Consider the following 19,454-nt stretch of genomic DNA (forward strand, 5'->3'; position numbering starts at 1 on the left):
CCCCGCGCTGCGGTCGACGAACCGAACTAGACGTCGTCGAGAAGCGCGGTGGCGACCGCGGCGATCCCCTCGCCCCGACCGGTCATGCCGAGACCATCGGTGGTCGTCGCCGACACGGACACGGGTCCGCCGACGGCCGCCGACAGCACTTCCTGCGCCTCCGCACGACGCGGACCGATCTTGGGACGGTTGCCGATCACCTGGACGGCGGCGTTCACGACGCGAAACCCTTCGGCGGCGATCAGCTCGGCCACATGGGTGAGCATCGCGACTCCCGAGACGCCCTCCCATTCGGGCCGTCCGGTGCCGAACACCGAGCCGACGTCGCCGAGTCCGGCGGCCGAGAGCACCGCGTCACACAGTGCGTGAGCGCCGACGTCGCCGTCGGAATGGCCCTCACAACCGGGCTCGTCGGGAAAGCGCAGGCCGACCATCCAGCATTCGGCCGAGGAGTCGACCCGATGCGCGTCGGTACCGATCCCGACCCTCATCGTCGGGCCTCGGGGCCGGATGCAGGTTCGCCGACGACGCTCCGGACGATACGGAGGTCCCACGGTGTGGTGATCTTCATGGCGAGAGGGTCTCCCGGGACGACGTGAACGGGGATTCCGCAGCGTTCGGCGAGGCCGGCGTCGTCGGTCGCGAGACCGGAGTCGTCGGCGTGTGCCCGCAGCAACGCCTCGCGGGTGAAACCCTGCGGGGTCTGCACGGCGCGGAGTTCCTCGCGGTCGACGGTCCGGGTCACGAGTTCGAGGCCGTTCGCGTCCGGCGCGACCTGCTTGAGGGTGTCGACGACGGGCAACCCGGGCACCACGGCTGGGTGACCGGCGGCCACGGCTTGCACGACGCTCGTGAAGACATGAGCGGGTGTGAGCGGCCGCGCCGCGTCATGGACGAGGAGTATCTGCGCAGCGTCCGCCGCGGCGATACCCGCGCGCACCGAGTCGGACCGGTGGGCGCCACCCGACACGACGACGACCCCGGGGAGCAGCTCTCGAGCACGCTCCACGAGGTCGGCCGGTACTACGACGACGATCGACGCCCCGAGCGAGTCGGGGATGTTGTCGACGCAACGCTCGATGATCGTGACGCCGCACAGGTCGACGAAAGCCTTGGGAACCGGCTCGCCGAGTCGGGTTCCCGACCCGGCAGCCGGGATGATGACGCAGACTCTTGCGCCGGAATCACCCGGCGTGGTGGTCAATTGGGTTCCTGAGCCAGGCACGACCCGACGTCAGGAGGCGGCAGCGAGGACCTCGTCCAGAATGCTGGTCGCCTTCTCGTCATCGGTGTTCTGCGCGAGCGACAGTTCGTCCACGAGGACCCGACGGGCACGGGTCAGCATCCGCTTCTCACCGGCCGACAGTCCGCGGTCCTGCTCACGACGCCACAGGTCGCGCACGATCTCGGCGACCTTGATGATGTCGCCCGAGATGAGCTTCTCCTGGTTCGCCTTGAAGCGCCGTGCCCAGTTGGTCGGCTCTTCGGTGTGCGGGGCCCGCAGCACCTGGAAGACCTGGTCGAGACCCTCCTGCCCGACCACGTCGCGGACGCCCACGTATTCCAGCTTCGTCGAGGGAATCTGAACGGTCATGTCACCGTCGGCAACCTTGAGAACAAGGTATTCGATCTGCTCACCCTTGATGGTCCGGGTAACGATGTCTTCGACCCGAGCAGCACCGTGATGGGGGTAAACGACGGTGTCGCCAACTTTGAAATTCAATGTTCCTTGCCCCTTTCGAGTGAACCCAGTCTAGCACGGGCGTTCCGGGGGCCCCACCCAACGGTGCAGGTCAACGCGGTGAACCGGTTTCAGTGCCGCCTCTTGCGAGGTGGCAAGGGGTGCCGTAGCAGCGTGTTGGGCATCACGCAACACCTGGCCCGGGGCAGCCGTCCGGACCCCTTCGCCGACCCGGTGGACACGCCCGTGCGGACACGAATCGGGCACCCGGGCGGACTTTTCCGCACGGCCCCCACTACGCTGCGTAGTGCAGGGTTTCGCGCGCTGCAATTCGACTTCGTTTGACCTGGGAGGATCGGGTGTCAGTGCTTCCACTATCCGCACGGCGGTCGGCGGTTCGGCCATCTCGTCTGGCCACCGCAGTAGCCACGATCGGCATCGCCGTTGCCCTGGGCACCACCGGTTGCGGTGCGGGACAGATCTCGCAGACCGCCAACCAGCTGCCCGCCGTCAACGGCGCGAACGTCAACATCGACTCGCTGCAGCTGCGGGACGTGCAGATCGTCTACCCGGAGAAGGACGCACCGACCGTCTTCGGCAACGGCGGGCCCTTCGAGATCGCGTTCGTCGTCGCGAACTCCGACCCGACGGTCTACTACCGCCTGAAGGAGATCAAGCCCGAGAAGGGGTCGATCGAGTTCGTCGAGGGCAGCGACTCCGCCGATCGCGTCATCCCGCCGGGCCAGGCCCTGCGCGGCGGCACACCCGTCGGCGCCACGCGTGACGGCGAGAAGAAGGTCACCGCCGAGCTGACCAACGCCGGTGACACCGTCGCCAGCGGACTGACCACCGAACTGACGTTCGTCTTCGAGAAGCGCGAGAGCAACGGCTCGTGGGTCCCCGCCGGTGAGACCACCGTGCAGACCCCGGTCGATGCCGGCGCGAAGCTCGAGCGCCAGGACGTCGCCCGCAACGCGGAGCCGACGTTCTACAACCAGGGCCACGGCGAGGGCGGCCACGGCGAGGGCGAAGGCGGCGCTCCGGAGACCGGAAACGAAGAGGGCGGCGGGCACTGACCCCTCCCCGGAACACACACGACGAGGCCTGGCATCCGCCGGGCCTCGTCTGTTTTGTCGGTGCGCCCGCCTAGGCTGACCGGGTGGCAAAACCCAAATCCTCGTATCGCTGCGCCGGTTGCGGTCACCAGGTCGCCAAATGGGTCGGACGCTGCCCCGAATGCGGCGAGTGGGGATCGATCGACGAGGTCGCCGGCGTGCCCACGTCCTCGCGGACGACCGCCGCGGTGGCACCGTCGAGCCCGGCTCTGCGCATCACCGAGGTCGACGCAGAGTCGTCGGCGGCGGTGCCGACCGGTATCGGTGAGCTCGACCGCGTCCTCGGGCGCGGCGTCGTCCCGGGGTCGGTCATCCTGCTCGCCGGAGAACCCGGTGTGGGCAAGTCGACGCTGCTGCTCGAAGCCGTCAAACACTGGGCCGCCAAGGATCGCGTCGCGCTGTACATCACCGGCGAGGAGTCGGCCGGACAGGTCCGGATGCGGGCCGAGCGCACCGGCGCGGTGCACCCCAACGTCTACCTCGCCGCCGAGACCGATCTCGCGACCATCCTCGGCCACGCCGACACCGTGCGGCCGACGCTGATGATCATCGACTCGGTCCAGACCGTCGTGGCCTCCGGCGCCGACGGCGTCACCGGTGGCGTCACGCAGATCCGTGCCGTCACCACCGCGCTGGTCTCGCTGGCGAAGAACCGGGGCATCGCGGTGATCCTGGTGGGCCACGTGACCAAGGAGGGCGCGGTCGCCGGTCCCCGCTCACTCGAGCACCTCGTCGATGTCGTACTCGCCTTCGAGGGCGACAAGCACTCGACGCTGCGCATGGTCCGGGGCGTGAAGAACCGCTTCGGCGCCGCCGACGAGGTCGGCTGCTTCGAACAGCGCGACGACGGCATCCACCAGGTTCCCGATTCGTCGGGAATCTTTCTGCACCAACGGGATTCGGATGTGAGCGGCAGCGTCACCATGGTGACGATGGACGGCAAACGCGCGCTTGTCGGCGAGGTCCAGGCACTCGCCAACGGCACCGAGATGTCCAACCCCCGTCGGGCGGTGTCAGGTCTGGACTTCAACCGGGTGGCGATGGTCCTCGCCGTCCTCCAGGCACGCGCCGGCCGCAAGGAACTGGCGAAGTCCGAGGTCTACCTCTCGACGGTCGGCGGCATGCGTGTGACCGAACCCGCCGCCGATCTCGCGATCGCGCTCTCGGTCTATTCGACCCTGACCCAGCGACCGGTCCCCCAGTCGACCGTCGTCATCGGGGAGGTCGGTCTCGGCGGCGAGATCCGTCGGGTCTCCGCGGTCGCTCGCCGCCTGGCGGAGGCCAAGCGACTCGGTTTCCGGGAGGCGATCATCCCCGCGGCCACCGACGAGGAACTCCCGAAGGGCATTCGCATCCTCCGGGTCGCCAACCTCGGCGACGCCGTTCACCTGCGCGACTCCGACCCGGTGGACGCGCCGTTCTGACCCCTCGTCAGAGCTGCGGTTTGCCGCCCAGATACTCCGCCGCCTTCGCACTGTTCTCGACGTGCTCGGCGAAGTGCTCCCGGACGTCGACGGTCACGAACACACCGTTCGCGCGCGCCACCGGCCGCCCCGGATCACCCAGGTGCGCAACACCTTCGGTGTAGATCTTGCGCCGCTGCCGGCCCAGGATCTCCGCGCGGATATGAAGCGTCTTGCCCACCGGGATCGGCTGCAAGAAATCAACCTGGAGGTGGACGGTCACCCCGGGCGGGCCGAGGAGTCGCGGCGTCATACCCATGACGTCGTCCAGCGCACTGGAGAGGATGCCGCCGTGGATCACGCCCGGCCCACCCTCCATCCACTGCTCGACAGGCATCTTCGCCTCCACGGTGAAGCCCTCGCCGGCGTACATCTCGAGGTGCAGACCGTGCGGGGATTCCGCGCCGCAGCCGAAGCACATCAGGTTGTGTGGTCGCATGACCTCACCGGGCTTGGCCGTCTTCGGATGACGCTCGAGCACGTCGAGCTCGTCGGGCACCACAAAACTGCTGTTCTTCACATCCCGGTACCCTAGTCACCGTCGACGACCCGCGCAGACGCGAGTCGCCCGTCCCGGGGAGACTCGGCTGCCGAAGGGGAAACAGTGCTGACCGATGCGGTGAAGTCCGAGCTCACGCGCGAGACCCTGGCGCGCGTCGCGCCGGGCACCCCGCTGCGCGACGGCCTGGAACGGATCCTGCGTGGCGGCACCGGCGCCCTGATCGTGCTCGGGCACGACTCAGACGTGGAGAAGATCTGCGACGGCGGCTTCCACCTCGACGTCGAATTCGCCCCGACGCGGCTGCGCGAACTGGCGAAGATGGACGGGGCGGTGGTGCTGTCGACCGACGGCAAGCGCATCGTGCGCGCCAACGTCCAGCTCGTGCCGGATCCGTCGATCCCCACCGAGGAGTCGGGTACCCGGCACCGCAACGCCGAACGCACCGCGATCCAGACCGGCCATCCGGTGATCTCGGTCAGTGCCTCGATGTCGATCGTCAGCGTCTACGTCGACGGCGCCCGCCGCGTCGTGGAGAGCCCCGACCCCATCCTCTCGCGCGCGAACGTCGCCCTGGCGACCCTGGAGCGGTACAAGGCACGCCTCGACGAGGTCATCGCCGCGCTGTCGCGAGCCGAGATCGAGGACTACGTGCTGCTGCGCGACGCCATGTCGACCGCACAGCGCATGGAGATGGTGCGGCGCGTGTCGGTGGAGATCGAAGAGTACGTCCTCGAACTCGGCACCAACGGCCGGCAGGTGAGCCTGCAGCTCGAGGAGCTCATCAGCGACAACGACACGATGCGCGAACTCCTCGTCCGCGACTACTTCGCCAGCCCCGAACCGGCCACCGCCGAGGATGTACGCCAAGCCCTCGAGGTCATCGAGGGACTCAGCGACGCCGATCTGCTCGACCTCACCCAGCTCGCCGGCGCCTTCGGCTACCCGACGACCATCGAGGCCCAGGACAACGCCATGAGTCCGCGCGGCTACCGGCTGCTCGCCCGCATCTCACGGTTGCAGTTCGCGCACGTGGACCGGCTCGTTCGCAGCTTCGGCACCCTGCAGGCGCTGCTTGCCAGCACGTCGGCCGACCTGCAGGCCGTCGAGGGCATCGGGAGCATCTGGGCGAGGCACATCCGCGAGGGACTGTCCCGCCTCGCGGAGACGAGCATCGAGCGCTACGACTAGCGGCCCGACGAGAACGAAACGATCAGGGCTCTTGCGCCGGGGCGACCACGTTGAAGGTGATCGGGAACGACTCGCGCTCCCCGATCTTGCCGATGGCCGAGTACGAACCGGCGGGCACCTGAGTCCGCGGGCGCTCACAGCCGGGGCTACTGGTGGTACCCGACCAGGTGATGGTGTCCTTGACCTGCTGTGCGGGCTTGAGAACCACGTTGTTCACCGTGTCCAGCGGTGAACAGTCCCGCGCCGACCACAGGGTGCGCGATCCGTCGAGAGTCCGGACGATGACGTTCTGGACCGACTTGCCCACGTCGCGGGTGCATTCGGACAGCCCGGCATTGGTGGTGACGATCGTGAAGACCGGTTGCTGACCGATCGTGTATGTCGGCTTGTCGGTGTAGAGGACCACCGAGATCGCCTGATCCGGACAGAGGTTGGGGCCCGCGGGACCTCCCGGTGCGCCGGCCGGACTCGCCGATTCCGGAGGTGAGGACGCCGATGCGGGCGCACCGCCCGGCGCTCCTCCACCCGCGGGAGCATTGCCGCCCGGAGCACCACCGGCACCGGCGTCGCCGGCGGCGGGCGGTTCGGACGACGGCGGTGCCGACTCCGAGGACGGAGCCGCACTGCTCGACGCGGACGAGGTGGCCGCAGTGTTCTGCGGAGCGTCTCCACCGGAGGTCATCCACACGATGAGGGCGACGACCAGCCCCACGATGACCAGCGCACCACCCCCGGCGACAACGCGTCGTCGCCAGTAGATCTCGGGTGGCAGCGGGCCCTGGGGTTCGATCACGCCCACAACGCTAACGGCCGGGTCTTGACTTCCGGTTGATCACGTGCGGCGTGTCGCGGCCGAAAAGCGGCCCCGAACAGGCAAAGTCTAGAGTTCGCCTTCAGGCTCGGGGCCGCTCGGAGGGTCAGGCGCTCTCGGGCACCGCTTCGGCCCGGGGATGCTCGCCGATGTCGCCGAAGACGCCCTGGAGGCTCACCCGGCCCTCGCTCAGCTTGTACGTCAAGCCGACGATCGCCAGGTTGCCGGTGCTGATGCGGTCGGCGATGATCCGGCTGCGCTGCATGAGCAGGCGTCCGGTCTCGACGACGTGACGGGCCTCGAACTCGTCGACCCGGGTCAGGCCCTCACTGCGTCCGGCCAGAATGCTCGGCGTGACGCGTTCGACGACGTCGCGGATGTAGCCGCCGGGGATCTGGAGGTCGTCGAGGGCGTCGAGGGTCGCCTTCACCGCGCCACAGCTGTCGTGGCCGAGGAGGACGATCAGCGGGACGTCGAGAATCTCGACGGCGTACTCGAGCGAGCCCATCACCGCCGAGTCGATGACGTGACCGGCGGTGCGGACCACGAACATGTCGCCGAGTCCCTGGTCGAAGATGATCTCGGCGGCCAGGCGGGAGTCCGCGCAGCCGAACAGCACCACGTGCGGGTACTGCCCGTCGGCGAGACGTGTTCGATCCTCGATACCCTGGCTCGGATGTTGAGATTCTCCGGCCACAAAACGGTCGTTTCCATCGCGCAGAATGCGCCAGGCCTCACGTGGTGTCTTTCCGATCATGCTCAATAGTGTGCCACCCGAGCGATTGATCGGTTGGTTCGATACCCACGAGCGCGACCTGCCGTGGCGGGATCCGGCCTGTACCGGGTGGCAGATCCTCGTCAGCGAGATCATGCTCCAGCAGACCCCGGTGTCCCGCGTCCTGGAGCCGTGGCGGGCCTGGGTCGAGCGATGGCCGGTGCCGTCGGCGATGGCCGCCGAATCCGCCGGCGAGGTTCTCCGTGCCTGGGGCAAACTCGGCTATCCCCGACGCGCGCTACGCCTCCACGAGTGCTCGAAGGTCCTCGCGAGCGATCACGACGACCGGGTGCCCGAGGACGTCGAGACGATGCTGACCCTCCCCGGAATCGGTGACTACACCGCACGGGCGGTCGCCTGCTTCGCCTACGGTCAGGCCGTTCCCGTCGTCGACACCAACGTCCGCCGGGTGATCGCGCGGGCGGTGCACGGTCGCGAGCAGCCGGGCAACCCGTCGCGCCGCGACCTCGACGACGCCGAGGTGCTCCTCCCCCGCTCCGCCGCCACCGGCTACGCAGCCAGCGCACCGCGGTTCTCGGCGGCACTCATGGAACTCGGCGCGCTGGTGTGCACGGCCCGGAACCCCAAGTGCGACAACTGTCCTCTGGTCGACTGCACCTGGGTCCGACTCGGCCGGCCCGCTCACACCGGCCCACCGCGGAAGACCCAGAAGTTCGCCGGCACCGACCGCCAGGTCCGTGGCCTGCTGCTGGATGTACTGCGCGGCACCACCGGTGCGGTGGAGCGGGCGAAGCTCGACGTGGTGTGGACGAGCGACACCGCACAGCGCGACCGCGCCCTCGACTCCCTGCTCGTCGACGGTCTCGTCGAGATCACCGCCGACGGCCGTTACTGTCTGGCGGGCGAGTGCTGAGTCCGCCCGACCACCGGCGTCACCGCAGGTCGGGAAACACCGGGCGACGCCGAGAAGACAGCTCGCCCACGAGCGCCCATAATTCGTGCCAACATCGATGACCAGTCATTTGATCGTTCGGGCATAGTCTCCCGCTACACCCGAATCGTTGCTAATGTCCCGATCCATGAGTCAGCCGCCGTATCCTCCTGTCCCGCCGTCGGACCCGAACCAGCCGGGCCAGCCTCCGCAGTACGGTCAGCAGCCCCCGCCCCCGCCCCAGTACGGGCAGCAGCCCGGGTACGGGCAGCAACCGCCTCAGTACGGCCAGCAGCCCGAGTACGGCCAGCCGCAGTACGGCCAGGCACCGCCCCCGCCGCCCCCGGGCGTACCGCAGTACGGGGAAATGGGCGCCTACCCCGGTGGTCCGGGCGTCCCCGGCACCAAGGTCGATGTGGGCGAGGCGTTCTCCTGGGCCTTCAACAAGTTCAAGAACAACGTGGGCGCGATGATCCTGCCTGGTCTCGCGGTGTTCTTGCTCGGTGCTGCACTCATCGCGGTGGGATTCTCGGCGGTGGCACTCTTCGGCACCACCGAGAGGGTCGACTACGGCAACGGTTTCTACTACGAGGAAACGTCGCTGGGCTTCGGTGGTTCGGTCCTGCTCGCGCTCGTGTACGCCGTGTTCATCGTGGGCCTCCTCTACATCCAGGCGAGCATCATCTCGGGCGCGGTGCGCGTTGCCAACGGCGAACCGGTGACCGCGAAGTCGTTCCTGACCCCGATCCGATTCGGGCCGGTCGTCGGCACCGCGATCCTGGTCGGCATCATCACCGCGATCGGCTACGCACTGTGCATCATCCCCGGCATCATCGCGATGTTCTTCCTGATGTTCTCGGTGGTCGCGACCATCGACAAGAGCCTCTCGCCCATCAACGCGATGAAGACGTCGTTCGAGCTGACCAAGTCGAAGGTCGGCGACTCGATCATCACGTTGCTCGTCACCTACGCCATCAACCTCGTCGGCGTACTCGTCTGCTACGTCGGACTGATCGTCGCCGCCCCGGTCGCCCAGCTGTTCCTGGTGCACTGCTGGCGTCGACTCAACGGCGCACCGATTGCACCCGCCGATCCCGCCTGATCCTCATCCACCTCTCGGGGCGCGCACGAGCCATCGTGTGCGCCCCGACCCATATGGCGGGTCAGGTGTCGAGCCCCGACAGAAACGCCTCCACCGCACCGCGATACACGTGCGGCGCATCGTCGTGGACGAGGTGTCCGGCACCGTCGACGCGCAGATACTGCGCGTGCTCGTTGACCTCGCACATGCGACGCATCTGGCCGGGCGGTGTCACCGTGTACTCGGCTTCGATGACCAGCGACGGCACCGCGACCGCCTGCCACTGCGACCAGAAGTCGCGGACCCCCCACTCGTCGGCGATCGCGCGCCACAACGGGATCCGGCCGTGCAGCCGGCCGTCGTCGAAGGCCTCGTAGAAGTACCGGCCGGCAACCGGGCCGAACATCGCGACCGCCTCGTCGACGGAATCGAAACGCTCGGGCCACGACTCGAACCACGGCGTCCAGTTGGTGGTGGTCCGGCCACGGAAGTCGGGGGCCATGTCCTCGACCACGAGCGCCGTGACGAGCTCCGGGTACTCGGACGCCGCGCACCAGGCGTGGAGCGCCCCCATCGAGTGCCCGATGAGGACCGCCGGCCCGCGGTCGATCCAGGTGAGGATCTCGGCGAGGTCGGCTACGAACCGTTCGGTCGCGAGTTCTGTTGCGCTGCCAGGCTCTTCGACGTCGGCCCCGGTGTGGAAGGCGGCGTCGTAGGTGAACACCCGGCCGTAACGACGCAACCACGGCACCTGCCTCCGCCACGTGCGACCCCGCCCCATCAGCCCGTGCAACAGCACGATCGGCCGCGTCGGCGTATCGACGTCGAGCGAACCGCGTGCGTCCTCCGCGACCCTCGGCCCGCCGTGGTCGCGGAGCCCGATCTCGCCGATCGCCTGGATGTCGAGCATGGCCGAAACTGTAGCCGCCCGAACCACCCCTCGGAGCCGGGCAACACCGTCACGGCCGCAACCACAACGCCTATGGTGGACGCATGTCTGTTGTGAAGATCAATGCAATCACCGTTCCCGACGGCGCCGGGCCCGAGCTGGAGAAGCGGTTCGCCAACCGCGCCCATTCCGTCGACGGGTCCAAGGGCTTCCTCGGGTTCCAGCTGCTCCGTCCGGTCAAGGGTGACGACCGCTACTTCGTGGTGACGCAGTGGGAGTCCGAGGAGGATTTCCAGGCGTGGGCATCCGGCCCGGCCCGTGAGGCGCATGCCGGCGAGCGGGCCAAGCCCGTCGCCTCGGGTGCCGACCTGCTCGAGTTCGAGGTCGTCCTCGACGCGCGCCCCAAGGCCTGACGGAGTGGCCCTCTGAGCCCGTCCATTCCGGCCGGCGAGCGATTCGTCTCGCCGATCTTTCCGCTCGGCACCGCATTGCTGCCGGGCGGCGAGCTGCCGCTGCGAGTCTTCGAGCCGCGCTACCGGCAGATGCTGACCGACCACATCGAGGAGTCCGACGGGCGATCGACCGTACGTTTCGGCGTCGTGTTGATCGCCCGCGGCTCCGAGGTCGGCGGCGGCGAGGTGCGTCGCGGGGTCGGCACGATGGCGCGCGCCGACGTCACCGAACGGCACCCGGACGGCCGGGCCCTGCTGTCCGGCAGCGGCACCCATCGTTTCCGGGTCGTCGAATGGCTGCCCGACGATCCTTATCCGCTGGCACGTGTCGAGGTGCTACCCGAGCCCTCCCCCACCGACGCCGATCTCGAACGCCTGCATTCGATCGACCAGCGCCTCCGCGCGGTCATGCGCCAGACCTTCGAGGCCGCGGGCAAGGACGTCGACACGATCTTCGCCGCACTCGACATCATCGACGCCGATCCGCTCACGGCCGACCTCTCACCCGTGTACCGCTGGGCCAACCGGCTCCAGATCGAACCGCACGATCAGCAACGACTCCTCGAGGCCGTCGATCCGTCCGGACAGCTGGACGTCCTCGACGACGTCATGGAGGGCCTCGAGGCCCGCGCCGCGTTCGGACGGGGCTGATTCCGCGACGCCCCTGGCGCCAAAGTTAGAACGTGTTCTAGTATTGCGTGTGCCGTAGTTCACACTTGCCCGCGCGGCCTGAATCCGCTGCTGACCGGCAAGGCCCCGTCCTCCTGAGGAGCACACGCGTAATGACCGAGACCGTGGAGTCCCACACCGCACCACCCACCGGCGGCGGGGATCAGCCCCAGTTGCTCATCGGCGGCCGATGGGTCGACCCGCATTCCAGCGAGACCCTCGAGGTCTTCTCCCCCGCCACCGGCGAACGTGTCGGATCGGTGCCGAACGCCGACGCGACCGACGTCGACGCCGCCGTACGGGCGGCCCGCGCGGCCTTCGACTCCGGCGTCTGGAGTTCAACGCCCCCGGCACAGCGCGCCGACATCATCGCCAAGGTCGCCGACCTCATCGACGAGCGTGGGGACGAGATCACCGCCCTGGTGTCCGCCGAGATGGGTGCGCCGCCCAGCGCCATCAGCACCCTGCAGCAGCTGCCCGGCACCGGCGTCCTGCGCGCATATGCCAACGCCGCCCGCGACTACCAGTGGGAGGAATATCGGACCGGCCTGTTCGGCACCACACGCATCACCCGCGAGCCGGTGGGCGTCGTCGGCGCGATCTGCGCCTGGAACGTCCCGCTGTTCATCACCTGCAACAAGATGGGCGCGGCGCTCGCCGCCGGCTGTTCGGTGGTACTCAAGCCCGCCCCGGAGACGCCGCTCACCGGTAACTACGTGGCCCAGCTCTTCATCGAGGCCGGCGTGCCCGCCGACGCCATCTCGGTCGTCACCGGCGGCACCGAGACCGGCCAGGCACTCGTCGCACATCCCGACGTCGACAAGATCACCTTCACCGGGTCGACCGCCGCGGGCAAGGCCATCGGCGCCGCGTGCGCCGAGACCCTGAAGCGCTGCTCGCTGGAGCTGGGCGGCAAGTCCGCGGCCATCGTGCTCGACGACGTCGACATCGCCGCGAACGCCTTCATGCTCACCTTCCTCGGCCTGTTCAACACCGGCCAGGCCTGTGTGGCGCAGACCCGAATCCTGGTGCCGCGCAGCCGCCAGGACGAGATCGTGGCGGCGATGGTCGATGCGGCGAAGGCCATGAAGGTCGGCCTGCCCTCCGACCCGGAGGCCCAGCTCGGCCCGCTGATCACCGAGAAGCAGCGCCAGAAGGTCGAGGAGTACATCGAACTCGGCAAGAAGGCCGGTGCGACACCGGCTCTCGAGAGTGAACGTCCCGCCGGACTCGACTCGGGATACTTCCTCACCCCGACGATCTTCACGGGTGTCACCAACGACATGGCCATCGCCCAGGAAGAGATCTTCGGTCCCGTCCTGTCGGTGATCGCCTACGACGACGTCGACGAGGCCATCGCCATCGCCAACGACTCCAGCTACGGACTCGCCGGCACGGTGTGGACCGACGACGTCGAGCGCGGTATCGAGATCTCCACCAAGATCCGGACGGGAACCTTCGGGATCAATTGGTACGCAATCGATCCCGAGTCACCGTTCGGTGGTTACAAGAACTCCGGCATCGGCCGCGAGAACGGCCGCGAGGGCTTGGAGTCCTTCCTCGAGCACAAGTCGACGATGCTGCCGATGGGTTACGAGGTCGCGAGCAGCTAGACCCTCCCCTCTCACAGGAGATCCGGGGCCGGACGCCATGCGTCCGGCCCCGATTCCGTTGTGCCCGGGGCTGCACAGCCTCTGTCACCGCACCTGTGGATGGACATCTGTTCTTGTCGGTGGGGTGTTCTACCTTGGTTGGTGACAGATTCGACCATCCAGGTTGGGCTGTAGACGTTGTGGGGGCAGCGTGTCAGACAAGTGGACCGATCTACCGGCCGAGTTTCTCGCCGGGGTCGATCCTGCCCATCCCGAATCGTCCGACACCGCAACCCATATGGAACGGATGCGGTCGATCCGCCACGGCGAAGCCTTCCTGGCCTGGTGTCGCTACCAGTCGATCGCCACCGTCTACGACCAACTCGTCCTCAACAGCCGCGGCGGGTTCTTCATCGACCGCTACACCGAGATGGTCACCCGAGTGTGCCGCGAAGACGCCATCACCCGCTACCAGGCCGATCAGTGGGTCGGCGAAGCACTCGCGCTGCGCGACCGGCTACCCAAAGTACTAACCACCCTGCGCGACGGCATCCTCTCACGCCAGTTGATCCAGACCGTCGTCTCCCGCACCGACCTCATCACCGACGACGACACCATCGCCGACCTCGACACCGAGATCGAACACATCCTGCGCAGCCGCAAGGGCGCGTGGACCACGGTGCGACTGCGCGACATGGTCGATCGCCTGGTCTTCCGTCACGACCCCGACGCGGTGCGGGAACGTCGCCGCGAAGCCTTGGACAAACGCGGCATGTGGACGGAGAACTTCGCCGACGGCACCGGCGAGATCACCGGCGTCATGGCCGCCGAAAACGTGCGCATCGCCGAGAAAGCAGTGAAAGCGTTGGCCGACACCGTCTGCGCCCAGGATGGTCGCACCCGGAACCAACGGAACTCTGATGCCATGTTCGCACTGTTGACCGGCACCGTCTTCGAGTGTCAGTGCCAGCGGGAGGACTGCGACGCCGACATCCCCGACCCGGCCGAGGTTGTCCGCTCGGTGAGCACCGAGATCGTCATCCACGCCGTCACCGACCCCGCCACCCTCGACGGTGCCCCCGGTATCGCCTGGGTCAACGGCCACGGCGTCATCTCCGACGAACACATTCGCGACCTCGCCAACCGGCCCGACGCCACCATCAAACCCATCACCCCAGTCCGTACCCCACCCATAGGTGTTGCCGCAGAACGACCCACGACAAACGCGTCAGACACTCCCGTCGAACCAAACCCGAGCAGTGCTCCGTCGACCGATGCCGTGATCGTCTACCCCGGTGCGCAATCCGCCGATCCGTACCGACCCACCACCGCCTGCGCCGACTTCGTGCGAGTCCGTGACGGCTACTGCACCGAACCCGGCTGCGCGTGTTCAGCCTTCGACAGCGACCTCGACCACGTCACCGAGTACGACCGCACCAACCCCACCCAGGGTGGTGCGACGTCGAGTGAGAACCTCAACGCCAAATGCCGGTTCGGGCACCTGCACAAAACCTTCGGCGACTGGATCGATGCCCAGTACCGCGACGACGACGGCCACCTGGTCACCGAATACCGCACCCCCGAAGGCTTCACCATCCTCGGTGACGCCGAAACCCTCGAAGACCTCTTCCCCAACCTGCGACGCATCCGCTACGAACAACCACCCCAGGCACCACCCACACCCCGAGTCATCACCGGGGACGACGCCCCCTCCACCGACAACCGGCTCGCGCGGAAACACGCACGCCGGCGGGCCGAACGCGCCCGCAACAAGAAACAACGCCTCACCGACCAGGCAGACCCGCCACCGTTCTGACTTCGGTCAGCGCGTGGAGACCGCCGGAGCCAACTCCACCACCTGCGCTCCACCGACATCCGCCGGAAGCTGGTGCGTCACGACCACCACGATGCGATCGGGACCGAAGAGATCGTCTTCGACACCGAGGAGCCGGCGGAGCAAGCCGGTGGCGTCGTCGGCCGAGAGGTGTTCGGTCGGTTCGTCGAGCAGGACCATCGGAGCCGGGTGGAGCAGCGCGCGAGCCAACAGCAGGCGCCGGCGCTCGCCGCCGCTGACAGCTTCCGCCCCGCCGGACAGTGTGGTGTCCAGACCGTCCGGAAGCCGCGCGACCCAACCGTCGAGGCCGACCGTCGTCAACGCGTCGAGAATCTCTTCGTCGGTGGCGTCACCCCGCGCAACCCGCAGGTTCTCGCGGACCGACGTCGAGAAGATGTGCGCCTCCTCCGCGAAATAGCAACCGGCCGAACGAAGCCCGACCGGCGAACGGCTCGACACGTCGACACAGGTGACGTTCCCGTCCACCGGGTTGAGCAGGCCCCCGATGGTGAGCAGCAACGTGGATTTCCCTACGCCGCTGGGTCCGACCACGGCCAGCCGCGACCCCGGTCGCAGATCGAGGTCGAGGCCGCCAGCGGGTCCGAGAACGTTCCGTTGCGCGCGCCCCCATCGCAATCCGTCGGCAGATACCTCGACCATCCCGCGGTGTACCGCCACGTCCGCGCCGGAGGGTTCGGACCCCGTCGGATCGGCATGGGCGCCGTCGACGAGCGCCATGACCCGCGCCGCGCTCTGGCGACTGCGTTCGATCTGGAGTCCGGCCTCGGTCAGCGGCGCGGTCGACTCGAAGGCCGACAGCGGCAGGAGGACCAGGACGCCGAGGATCATCGGGGTGAGCCCCTCCCCGGAGGCCACGTCCGCGAGCGAACCGGTTGTCTGCGAGGCCAACTGGATGGCGATCACACACGCCGCCACCAACGACGCTCCCATTGCGAGCGGGGTGGCCGCGGCGGCCGCCGCCTCCAGTCGTCGACCGCGGTCGGTGGCCGCGAGGTGCCGACGGTCGGCGTCCGCGGCGGTGGCGAGCAACGCACCGCGACGACGCGCGACGACGAGTTCTGATGCGTGCCACAGCGCCGTCGTCGTGGCCTCCGCCGACTCCGTGGCAGCGCGCGAGCCGTCCCGGAGCGCGGAGGCTGCACCGCGCGCCGCGAGCCACGGGGCGACACCGCCGCTGATGACGAGAGCGACCGCGAGCACCCCCGCGGCGGGCAGCGACACCAACGCCATCACGACGACCGCGGCCACCGCCGTCGTCACGCCCACACCGATGGGGATCAGACCGCGGATGAGGGCATTGCCGATCTCGTCGATGTCATCGCCGGTGCGGGTCAACAGATCTCCGCGCCGGAGCCTGACCGAGTAGGCCGGTGAACCGGTCGCGAGGGCGGTGTACACCCGTTCGCGGGCGGTCGTCATCGCGCGCAGGGCGAGGTCGTGGGTGGCGAGACGTTCGAGGTAGCGGAACAGACCACGAGAGATGCCCAGTGCGCGAACGGCGGTGATCGCGACCGACAGGTACAGCACCGGCGGCATCTGCCAGGCACGGGTGATCAGCCACGCCGACAGGGCCGCGAGACCGAGTGCCGAGAGCGAACCGCCGACGCCGAGCAGCAGGGCCTTGGTGACCGCACCCCGGCGCAGCCCGAGGAATCCCAGCGCCCGGATCAGTGGGTCGTCGCGCATGGCACACCTCCGTCGAATTCGACCACCTGGTCGGCGAACTCACGTGCGACGCCGCGATGGGCCACCACGACGACCGTGTCCCCGGCGCGCGCTCGCTCCCGGAGCGCGGTGAGCACCGCACGTTCGGAGTCCTCGTCGAGATGGGCGGTCGGCTCGTCGAGCAGCAGCAGCGGGGCCGGCGACGCCAGGACGCGGGTGAGGGCGAGACGCTGTCGCTGTCCGGCGGAGAGGCCGACGCCGCCCGCACCGAGCCGGGTGTCGAGCCGTTTCGGCAGTTCGAGCACCACGGAGTCGAAACCGCTTGCCACGGCCGCTCGTTCGGCGGCGTCGCGGTCCAGCACCCCGAAGAGTTCCACGTTCTCGCCGACCGTGCCCGGCACGACGACGGGCTGCTGAGGGAGCCACGCGATCTGTTCGTGCAGGGACTCGGGATCGGCGTGATCGACGGGGATGGACCCGATGAGTACCGAACCGTCGTCCGGTGCCAGCAGACCCATGATCGCGGCCAGCGTGGTCGATTTGCCCGACCCGTTCGGGCCGGTGAACAGGGTGAGCGAGCCGGGCTGGATCGTCGCCCGCAGGGACTCCGGAGCCCAGCCGTCGCGACCGTGCACCCCGAGGTCGAGGATCGTGATCGGCGCGCCCGCGACCGTGACGCCCCGGCCACCGGTGACCGGCATCGTCGCGGACCCCTTGGGCGAGTCGATCAGCTCCAAGACCTGACCCGCAGCGGTCAGACCGTCGGTGGAGTTGTGGAACTGTGCGCCGACGCGACGCAGTGGAAGATAGGCCTCCGGCGCCAGAATCAGTGCGAAAACACCTGCGTAGAGGGACATCTCGCCGAACACCAGACGCAGGCCGATGCCCACCGCGACCAAGGCCACGCACAGCGTCGCGAGCAGTTCGAGAACCGCGCCGGACAGGAAGGCCACCCGTAGCGAGCTCATCGTGGAACGCCGGTGCGACTCGCCGAGTTCGGCGACCTGGGCGGTCGGGGCCTCGGCGCGGTTCAACGCCCGCAGCGTGGGCAGACCCGCGATGAGATCGAGCAACTGCGCCGTCAGCCTGCTCATCGTCGCCAGCTTGCGGCTGGTGCGATCCCTGGTCATGAGGCCCACCAGGATCATGAAGATCGGGATGAGTGGCAAGGTGATCAGGATGATCAGCGCCGAGGGCCAGTCGGCGAAGGCGATCACCACGGTCACAGTGGGGGTGAGGATCACCGCGGTCACGAGCGCGGGCAGATAGCCGGAGAGGTACGGCCCGAGCGCGTCGAGTCCCCGCAACAACACGGTGGCCGCCTGCTCGCGCAGGAGGGTCAGCAGCGTGCGCGGCGAGGTACGACGCGGATCGGTGAGCACGTCGAGTGCCTCGGCGCGCAGCTCCGCGATCGCCTGTTGGGCCGCGCGGTGCGCGTACCGGTCGTGCCCGTAGGCCATTCCGGCGCGCGCCGCCATGGCCGCGATCAGGACCGCCAGATGCGCCCATTGCGCATCGAACGACCGCAGATCCGGGAGGACGATCAGCTCCGACAGGATCGAGGCCGCCATCGCCGCCGCGACGATGATCGCGATGACCTCGGCGATTGCGAACACCGCCGTGACCAGGACGTAGCGCTGCGTGGTCGGCGAGTACCGCAGCAGGCGCGGATCGACGGGCGGCCGGGCCCGCCGCCGCGTGTCCGCCGACGGTTCCTGCGGCGTCACTCGCCGAAGGCGCGCAAAGATCGCAACCCCGACGGCTTGGGCATGATCTCCACGGACAGACGCTTGCGGAACACCCAGTAGGTCCAGGCCTGGTACGCGATCACGACAGGTGTGACCAGAGCCGCGGCCCAGGTCATGACGACGAGGGTGTAGTGACTCGAGGACGTGTTGTCGATGGTCAGGTCATATGCCGGGTTGAGCGTCGACGGCAGCACCTCGGGGTAGAGCGACCCGAACAGGGCCGCCACGGTGCCCACGATGGCGATCGAGGTGGCGGCAAACGCCAGGCCCTCCTTGCGCACCTGCGTGGCACCCACCATCACCAGGGCGGCGACCGCCGCGATCAGCACCGGAATCCAGGTCCACGCACTGCCGTAGGCGAACTGTGTCCACAGCAGGAACGCCCCCGCGACGACCAGCGTCGGGATCGACAACCGCGACGCGTAACGCATCGAATCCTCGCGGAGCGCGCCGTCGGTCTTCAACGACAGGAAGACGGCGCCGTGCGTCAGAAAGGCCAGCAGCGTGGTCAGGCCGCCCAGCAGGGCGTACGGGTTGAACAAATCGAGGAATCCACCCGTGTACTGCGCGTCGGCGTCGATCGGCAGACCGCGGACGACATTGGCGAAGGCGATGCCCCACACGATGGCCGGGATCCACGAGCCGAGTCCGATCCCGACGTCGCACCACATCCGCCATCTCGGGTTGTCGATCTTGCCGCGCCACTCGATGGCGCAGACGCGCGTGATGAGGCCGATCAGGATCAGGAACAACGCGAAATAGAAGGCGGAGAACATGGTGGCGTACCAACCGCCGAATGCGGCGAACAACGCTCCGCCGGCGGTGATCAGCCACACCTCGTTGCCGTCCCAGACGGGGCCGATCGTGTTGAGCAGCACCCGCCGACGGGTGTCGGGATCGGCGGCCGGTTCATCGGGCGCCACCCGTGCATCGCCGCCGGTGTGGCTGCGGCCCAGGAAGGGCATCAGCATGCCGACGCCGTAGTCGAACCCCTCGAGGACGAAGTAGCCCACGAACAGCATCGCGATGATCAGGAACCAGAACTCCGGAAGTCCCACTGGTCTCTCCTATGGTTA

The 19,454-nt window shown here is 68.3% G+C and carries 19 protein-coding genes; 9 read left to right on the forward strand and 10 right to left on the reverse strand.

Annotation, left to right across the window (positions count from 1 at the left end; translation table 11 throughout):
- Positions 1 to 26 precede the first annotated feature (26 nt).
- Genes ispF through GOAMI_RS06685 form a run of 3 tightly spaced genes read right to left on the reverse strand, consistent with a single transcriptional unit; the run spans position 27 to position 1,723 of the window.
- Positions 27 to 491 (reverse strand): 2-C-methyl-D-erythritol 2,4-cyclodiphosphate synthase, encoded by a 465-nt coding sequence (gene ispF, locus GOAMI_RS06675; protein ID WP_006435669.1) that lies wholly within the window; start codon positions 489 to 491, stop codon positions 27 to 29.
- Positions 488 to 1,204 carry a 2-C-methyl-D-erythritol 4-phosphate cytidylyltransferase gene (gene ispD, locus GOAMI_RS06680; protein WP_006435670.1) on the reverse strand — a complete coding sequence of 239 codons (717 nt, stop codon included), beginning with the start codon at positions 1,202 to 1,204 and terminating at the stop codon, positions 488 to 490. The genes ispF and ispD overlap by 4 nt, the downstream gene beginning before the upstream one ends.
- Positions 1,205 to 1,234: 30 nt before the next feature.
- Positions 1,235 to 1,723: a CarD family transcriptional regulator gene (locus GOAMI_RS06685; RefSeq protein WP_006435671.1), complete on the reverse strand. Its 489-nt coding sequence runs from the start codon at positions 1,721 to 1,723 to the stop codon at positions 1,235 to 1,237.
- A 323-nt stretch (positions 1,724 to 2,046) separates the two neighbouring features.
- Here GOAMI_RS06685 and GOAMI_RS06690 point away from each other — a divergent pair, with 323 nt between their 5' ends.
- Positions 2,047 to 2,757 carry a hypothetical protein gene (locus tag GOAMI_RS06690; protein ID WP_024500070.1) on the forward strand — a complete coding sequence of 237 codons (711 nt, stop codon included), beginning with the start codon at positions 2,047 to 2,049 and terminating at the stop codon, positions 2,755 to 2,757.
- An 83-nt stretch (positions 2,758 to 2,840) separates the two neighbouring features.
- Positions 2,841 to 4,220 (forward strand): DNA repair protein RadA, encoded by a 1,380-nt coding sequence (radA, locus tag GOAMI_RS06695; RefSeq protein ID WP_006435674.1) that lies wholly within the window; start codon positions 2,841 to 2,843, stop codon positions 4,218 to 4,220.
- 7 nt (positions 4,221 to 4,227) lie between these two features.
- On the opposite strand, the gene GOAMI_RS06700 is transcribed toward radA, so the two are convergent.
- Positions 4,228 to 4,758: a PaaI family thioesterase gene (locus tag GOAMI_RS06700; protein ID WP_006435675.1), complete on the reverse strand. Its 531-nt coding sequence runs from the start codon at positions 4,756 to 4,758 to the stop codon at positions 4,228 to 4,230.
- A gap of 105 nt (positions 4,759 to 4,863) precedes the next feature.
- On the opposite strand from GOAMI_RS06700, the gene disA reads away from it, so the two are divergent.
- Complete coding sequence (gene disA, locus GOAMI_RS06705) at positions 4,864 to 5,949, forward strand: DNA integrity scanning diadenylate cyclase DisA (RefSeq protein WP_006435676.1); 1,086 nt, start codon at positions 4,864 to 4,866, stop codon at positions 5,947 to 5,949.
- Positions 5,950 to 5,971: 22 nt separating this feature from the next.
- Here disA and GOAMI_RS06710 read toward each other — a convergent pair whose 3' ends face one another.
- Together GOAMI_RS06710 and GOAMI_RS06715 are read right to left on the reverse strand one after the other, a co-directional pair.
- A complete protein-coding gene (locus tag GOAMI_RS06710; protein WP_006435677.1) occupies positions 5,972 to 6,742 on the reverse strand; it encodes a hypothetical protein in 771 nt (256 codons plus the stop codon).
- A 124-nt stretch (positions 6,743 to 6,866) separates the two neighbouring features.
- Positions 6,867 to 7,517 carry a carbonic anhydrase gene (locus GOAMI_RS06715; RefSeq protein WP_006435678.1) on the reverse strand — a complete coding sequence of 217 codons (651 nt, stop codon included), beginning with the start codon at positions 7,515 to 7,517 and terminating at the stop codon, positions 6,867 to 6,869.
- Between GOAMI_RS06715 and GOAMI_RS06720 the strand changes: the two genes are divergently transcribed.
- Positions 7,516 to 8,409, forward strand: a complete 894-nt coding sequence (locus GOAMI_RS06720; protein WP_006435679.1) for an iron-sulfur binding domain-containing protein — start codon at positions 7,516 to 7,518, stop codon at positions 8,407 to 8,409. The two genes, GOAMI_RS06715 and GOAMI_RS06720, sit on opposite strands and share 2 nt — an antisense overlap.
- A 166-nt stretch (positions 8,410 to 8,575) precedes the next feature.
- Positions 8,576 to 9,529, forward strand: a complete 954-nt coding sequence (locus GOAMI_RS06725) for a hypothetical protein (protein ID WP_006435680.1) — start codon at positions 8,576 to 8,578, stop codon at positions 9,527 to 9,529.
- 61 nt (positions 9,530 to 9,590) lie between these two features.
- On the opposite strand, the gene GOAMI_RS06730 is transcribed toward GOAMI_RS06725, so the two are convergent.
- Positions 9,591 to 10,418, reverse strand: coding sequence for an alpha/beta fold hydrolase (locus GOAMI_RS06730; protein WP_006435681.1), 828 nt, complete (start codon positions 10,416 to 10,418; stop codon positions 9,591 to 9,593).
- A gap of 83 nt (positions 10,419 to 10,501) precedes the next feature.
- Here GOAMI_RS06730 and GOAMI_RS06735 point away from each other — a divergent pair, with 83 nt between their 5' ends.
- From GOAMI_RS06735 to GOAMI_RS06750, 4 genes are all read left to right on the forward strand, one after another.
- Complete coding sequence (locus tag GOAMI_RS06735) at positions 10,502 to 10,810, forward strand: antibiotic biosynthesis monooxygenase family protein (RefSeq protein WP_006435682.1); 309 nt, start codon at positions 10,502 to 10,504, stop codon at positions 10,808 to 10,810.
- Between the two features lie 54 nt (positions 10,811 to 10,864).
- Positions 10,865 to 11,500 (forward strand): LON peptidase substrate-binding domain-containing protein, encoded by a 636-nt coding sequence (locus GOAMI_RS06740; RefSeq protein ID WP_040004634.1) that lies wholly within the window; start codon positions 10,865 to 10,867, stop codon positions 11,498 to 11,500.
- A gap of 131 nt (positions 11,501 to 11,631) precedes the next feature.
- The gene (locus tag GOAMI_RS06745; protein ID WP_006435686.1) at positions 11,632 to 13,131 is read left to right on the forward strand and encodes an aldehyde dehydrogenase; all 1,500 of its coding nucleotides are present in this window, start codon (positions 11,632 to 11,634) and stop codon (positions 13,129 to 13,131) included.
- 190 nt (positions 13,132 to 13,321) lie between these two features.
- Positions 13,322 to 14,926, forward strand: coding sequence for an HNH endonuclease signature motif containing protein (locus GOAMI_RS06750; protein ID WP_006435688.1), 1,605 nt, complete (start codon positions 13,322 to 13,324; stop codon positions 14,924 to 14,926).
- Positions 14,927 to 14,932: 6 nt separating this feature from the next.
- Here the strand turns inward: GOAMI_RS06750 and cydC are convergent, their stop codons facing one another.
- The 3 genes from cydC to cydB are packed head-to-tail and all read right to left on the reverse strand — an operon-like array spanning position 14,933 to position 19,436.
- Positions 14,933 to 16,651 (reverse strand): thiol reductant ABC exporter subunit CydC, encoded by a 1,719-nt coding sequence (gene cydC, locus GOAMI_RS06755; RefSeq protein WP_006435689.1) that lies wholly within the window; start codon positions 16,649 to 16,651, stop codon positions 14,933 to 14,935.
- On the reverse strand, positions 16,633 to 18,357 hold the full coding sequence (gene cydD / locus GOAMI_RS06760; protein ID WP_006435690.1) for a thiol reductant ABC exporter subunit CydD: 1,725 nt from the start codon (positions 18,355 to 18,357) through the stop codon (positions 16,633 to 16,635). Before cydD ends, cydC begins: the two co-directional genes overlap by 19 nt.
- Positions 18,354 to 19,436 (reverse strand): cytochrome d ubiquinol oxidase subunit II, encoded by a 1,083-nt coding sequence (gene cydB / locus GOAMI_RS06765; RefSeq protein ID WP_006435691.1) that lies wholly within the window; start codon positions 19,434 to 19,436, stop codon positions 18,354 to 18,356. The genes cydD and cydB overlap by 4 nt, the downstream gene beginning before the upstream one ends.
- Between the last annotated feature and the right edge of the window lie 18 nt (positions 19,437 to 19,454).

The sequence above is a fragment of the Gordonia amicalis NBRC 100051 = JCM 11271 genome (assembly GCF_000332995.1).
In the GTDB taxonomy this organism is placed as follows: Bacteria; Actinomycetota; Actinomycetes; order Mycobacteriales; family Mycobacteriaceae; genus Gordonia; species Gordonia amicalis.

What these genes read in the sequence shown, in the direction of transcription:
- ispF (WP_006435669.1), bottom strand. Translation starts at nt 491, where the DNA reads ATGAGGGTCGGGATCGGTACCGACGCGCATCGGGTCGACTCCTCGGCC.
- GOAMI_RS06720 (WP_006435679.1), top strand. Translation starts at nt 7,516, where the DNA reads ATGCTCAATAGTGTGCCACCCGAGCGATTGATCGGTTGGTTCGATACC.
- GOAMI_RS06715 (WP_006435678.1), bottom strand. Translation starts at nt 7,517, where the DNA reads ATGATCGGAAAGACACCACGTGAGGCCTGGCGCATTCTGCGCGATGGA.
- GOAMI_RS06725 (WP_006435680.1), top strand. Translation starts at nt 8,576, where the DNA reads ATGAGTCAGCCGCCGTATCCTCCTGTCCCGCCGTCGGACCCGAACCAG.
- GOAMI_RS06730 (WP_006435681.1), bottom strand. Translation starts at nt 10,418, where the DNA reads ATGCTCGACATCCAGGCGATCGGCGAGATCGGGCTCCGCGACCACGGC.
- GOAMI_RS06735 (WP_006435682.1), top strand. Translation starts at nt 10,502, where the DNA reads ATGTCTGTTGTGAAGATCAATGCAATCACCGTTCCCGACGGCGCCGGG.
- GOAMI_RS06745 (WP_006435686.1), top strand. Translation starts at nt 11,632, where the DNA reads ATGACCGAGACCGTGGAGTCCCACACCGCACCACCCACCGGCGGCGGG.
- cydC (WP_006435689.1), bottom strand. Translation starts at nt 16,651, where the DNA reads ATGCGCGACGACCCACTGATCCGGGCGCTGGGATTCCTCGGGCTGCGC.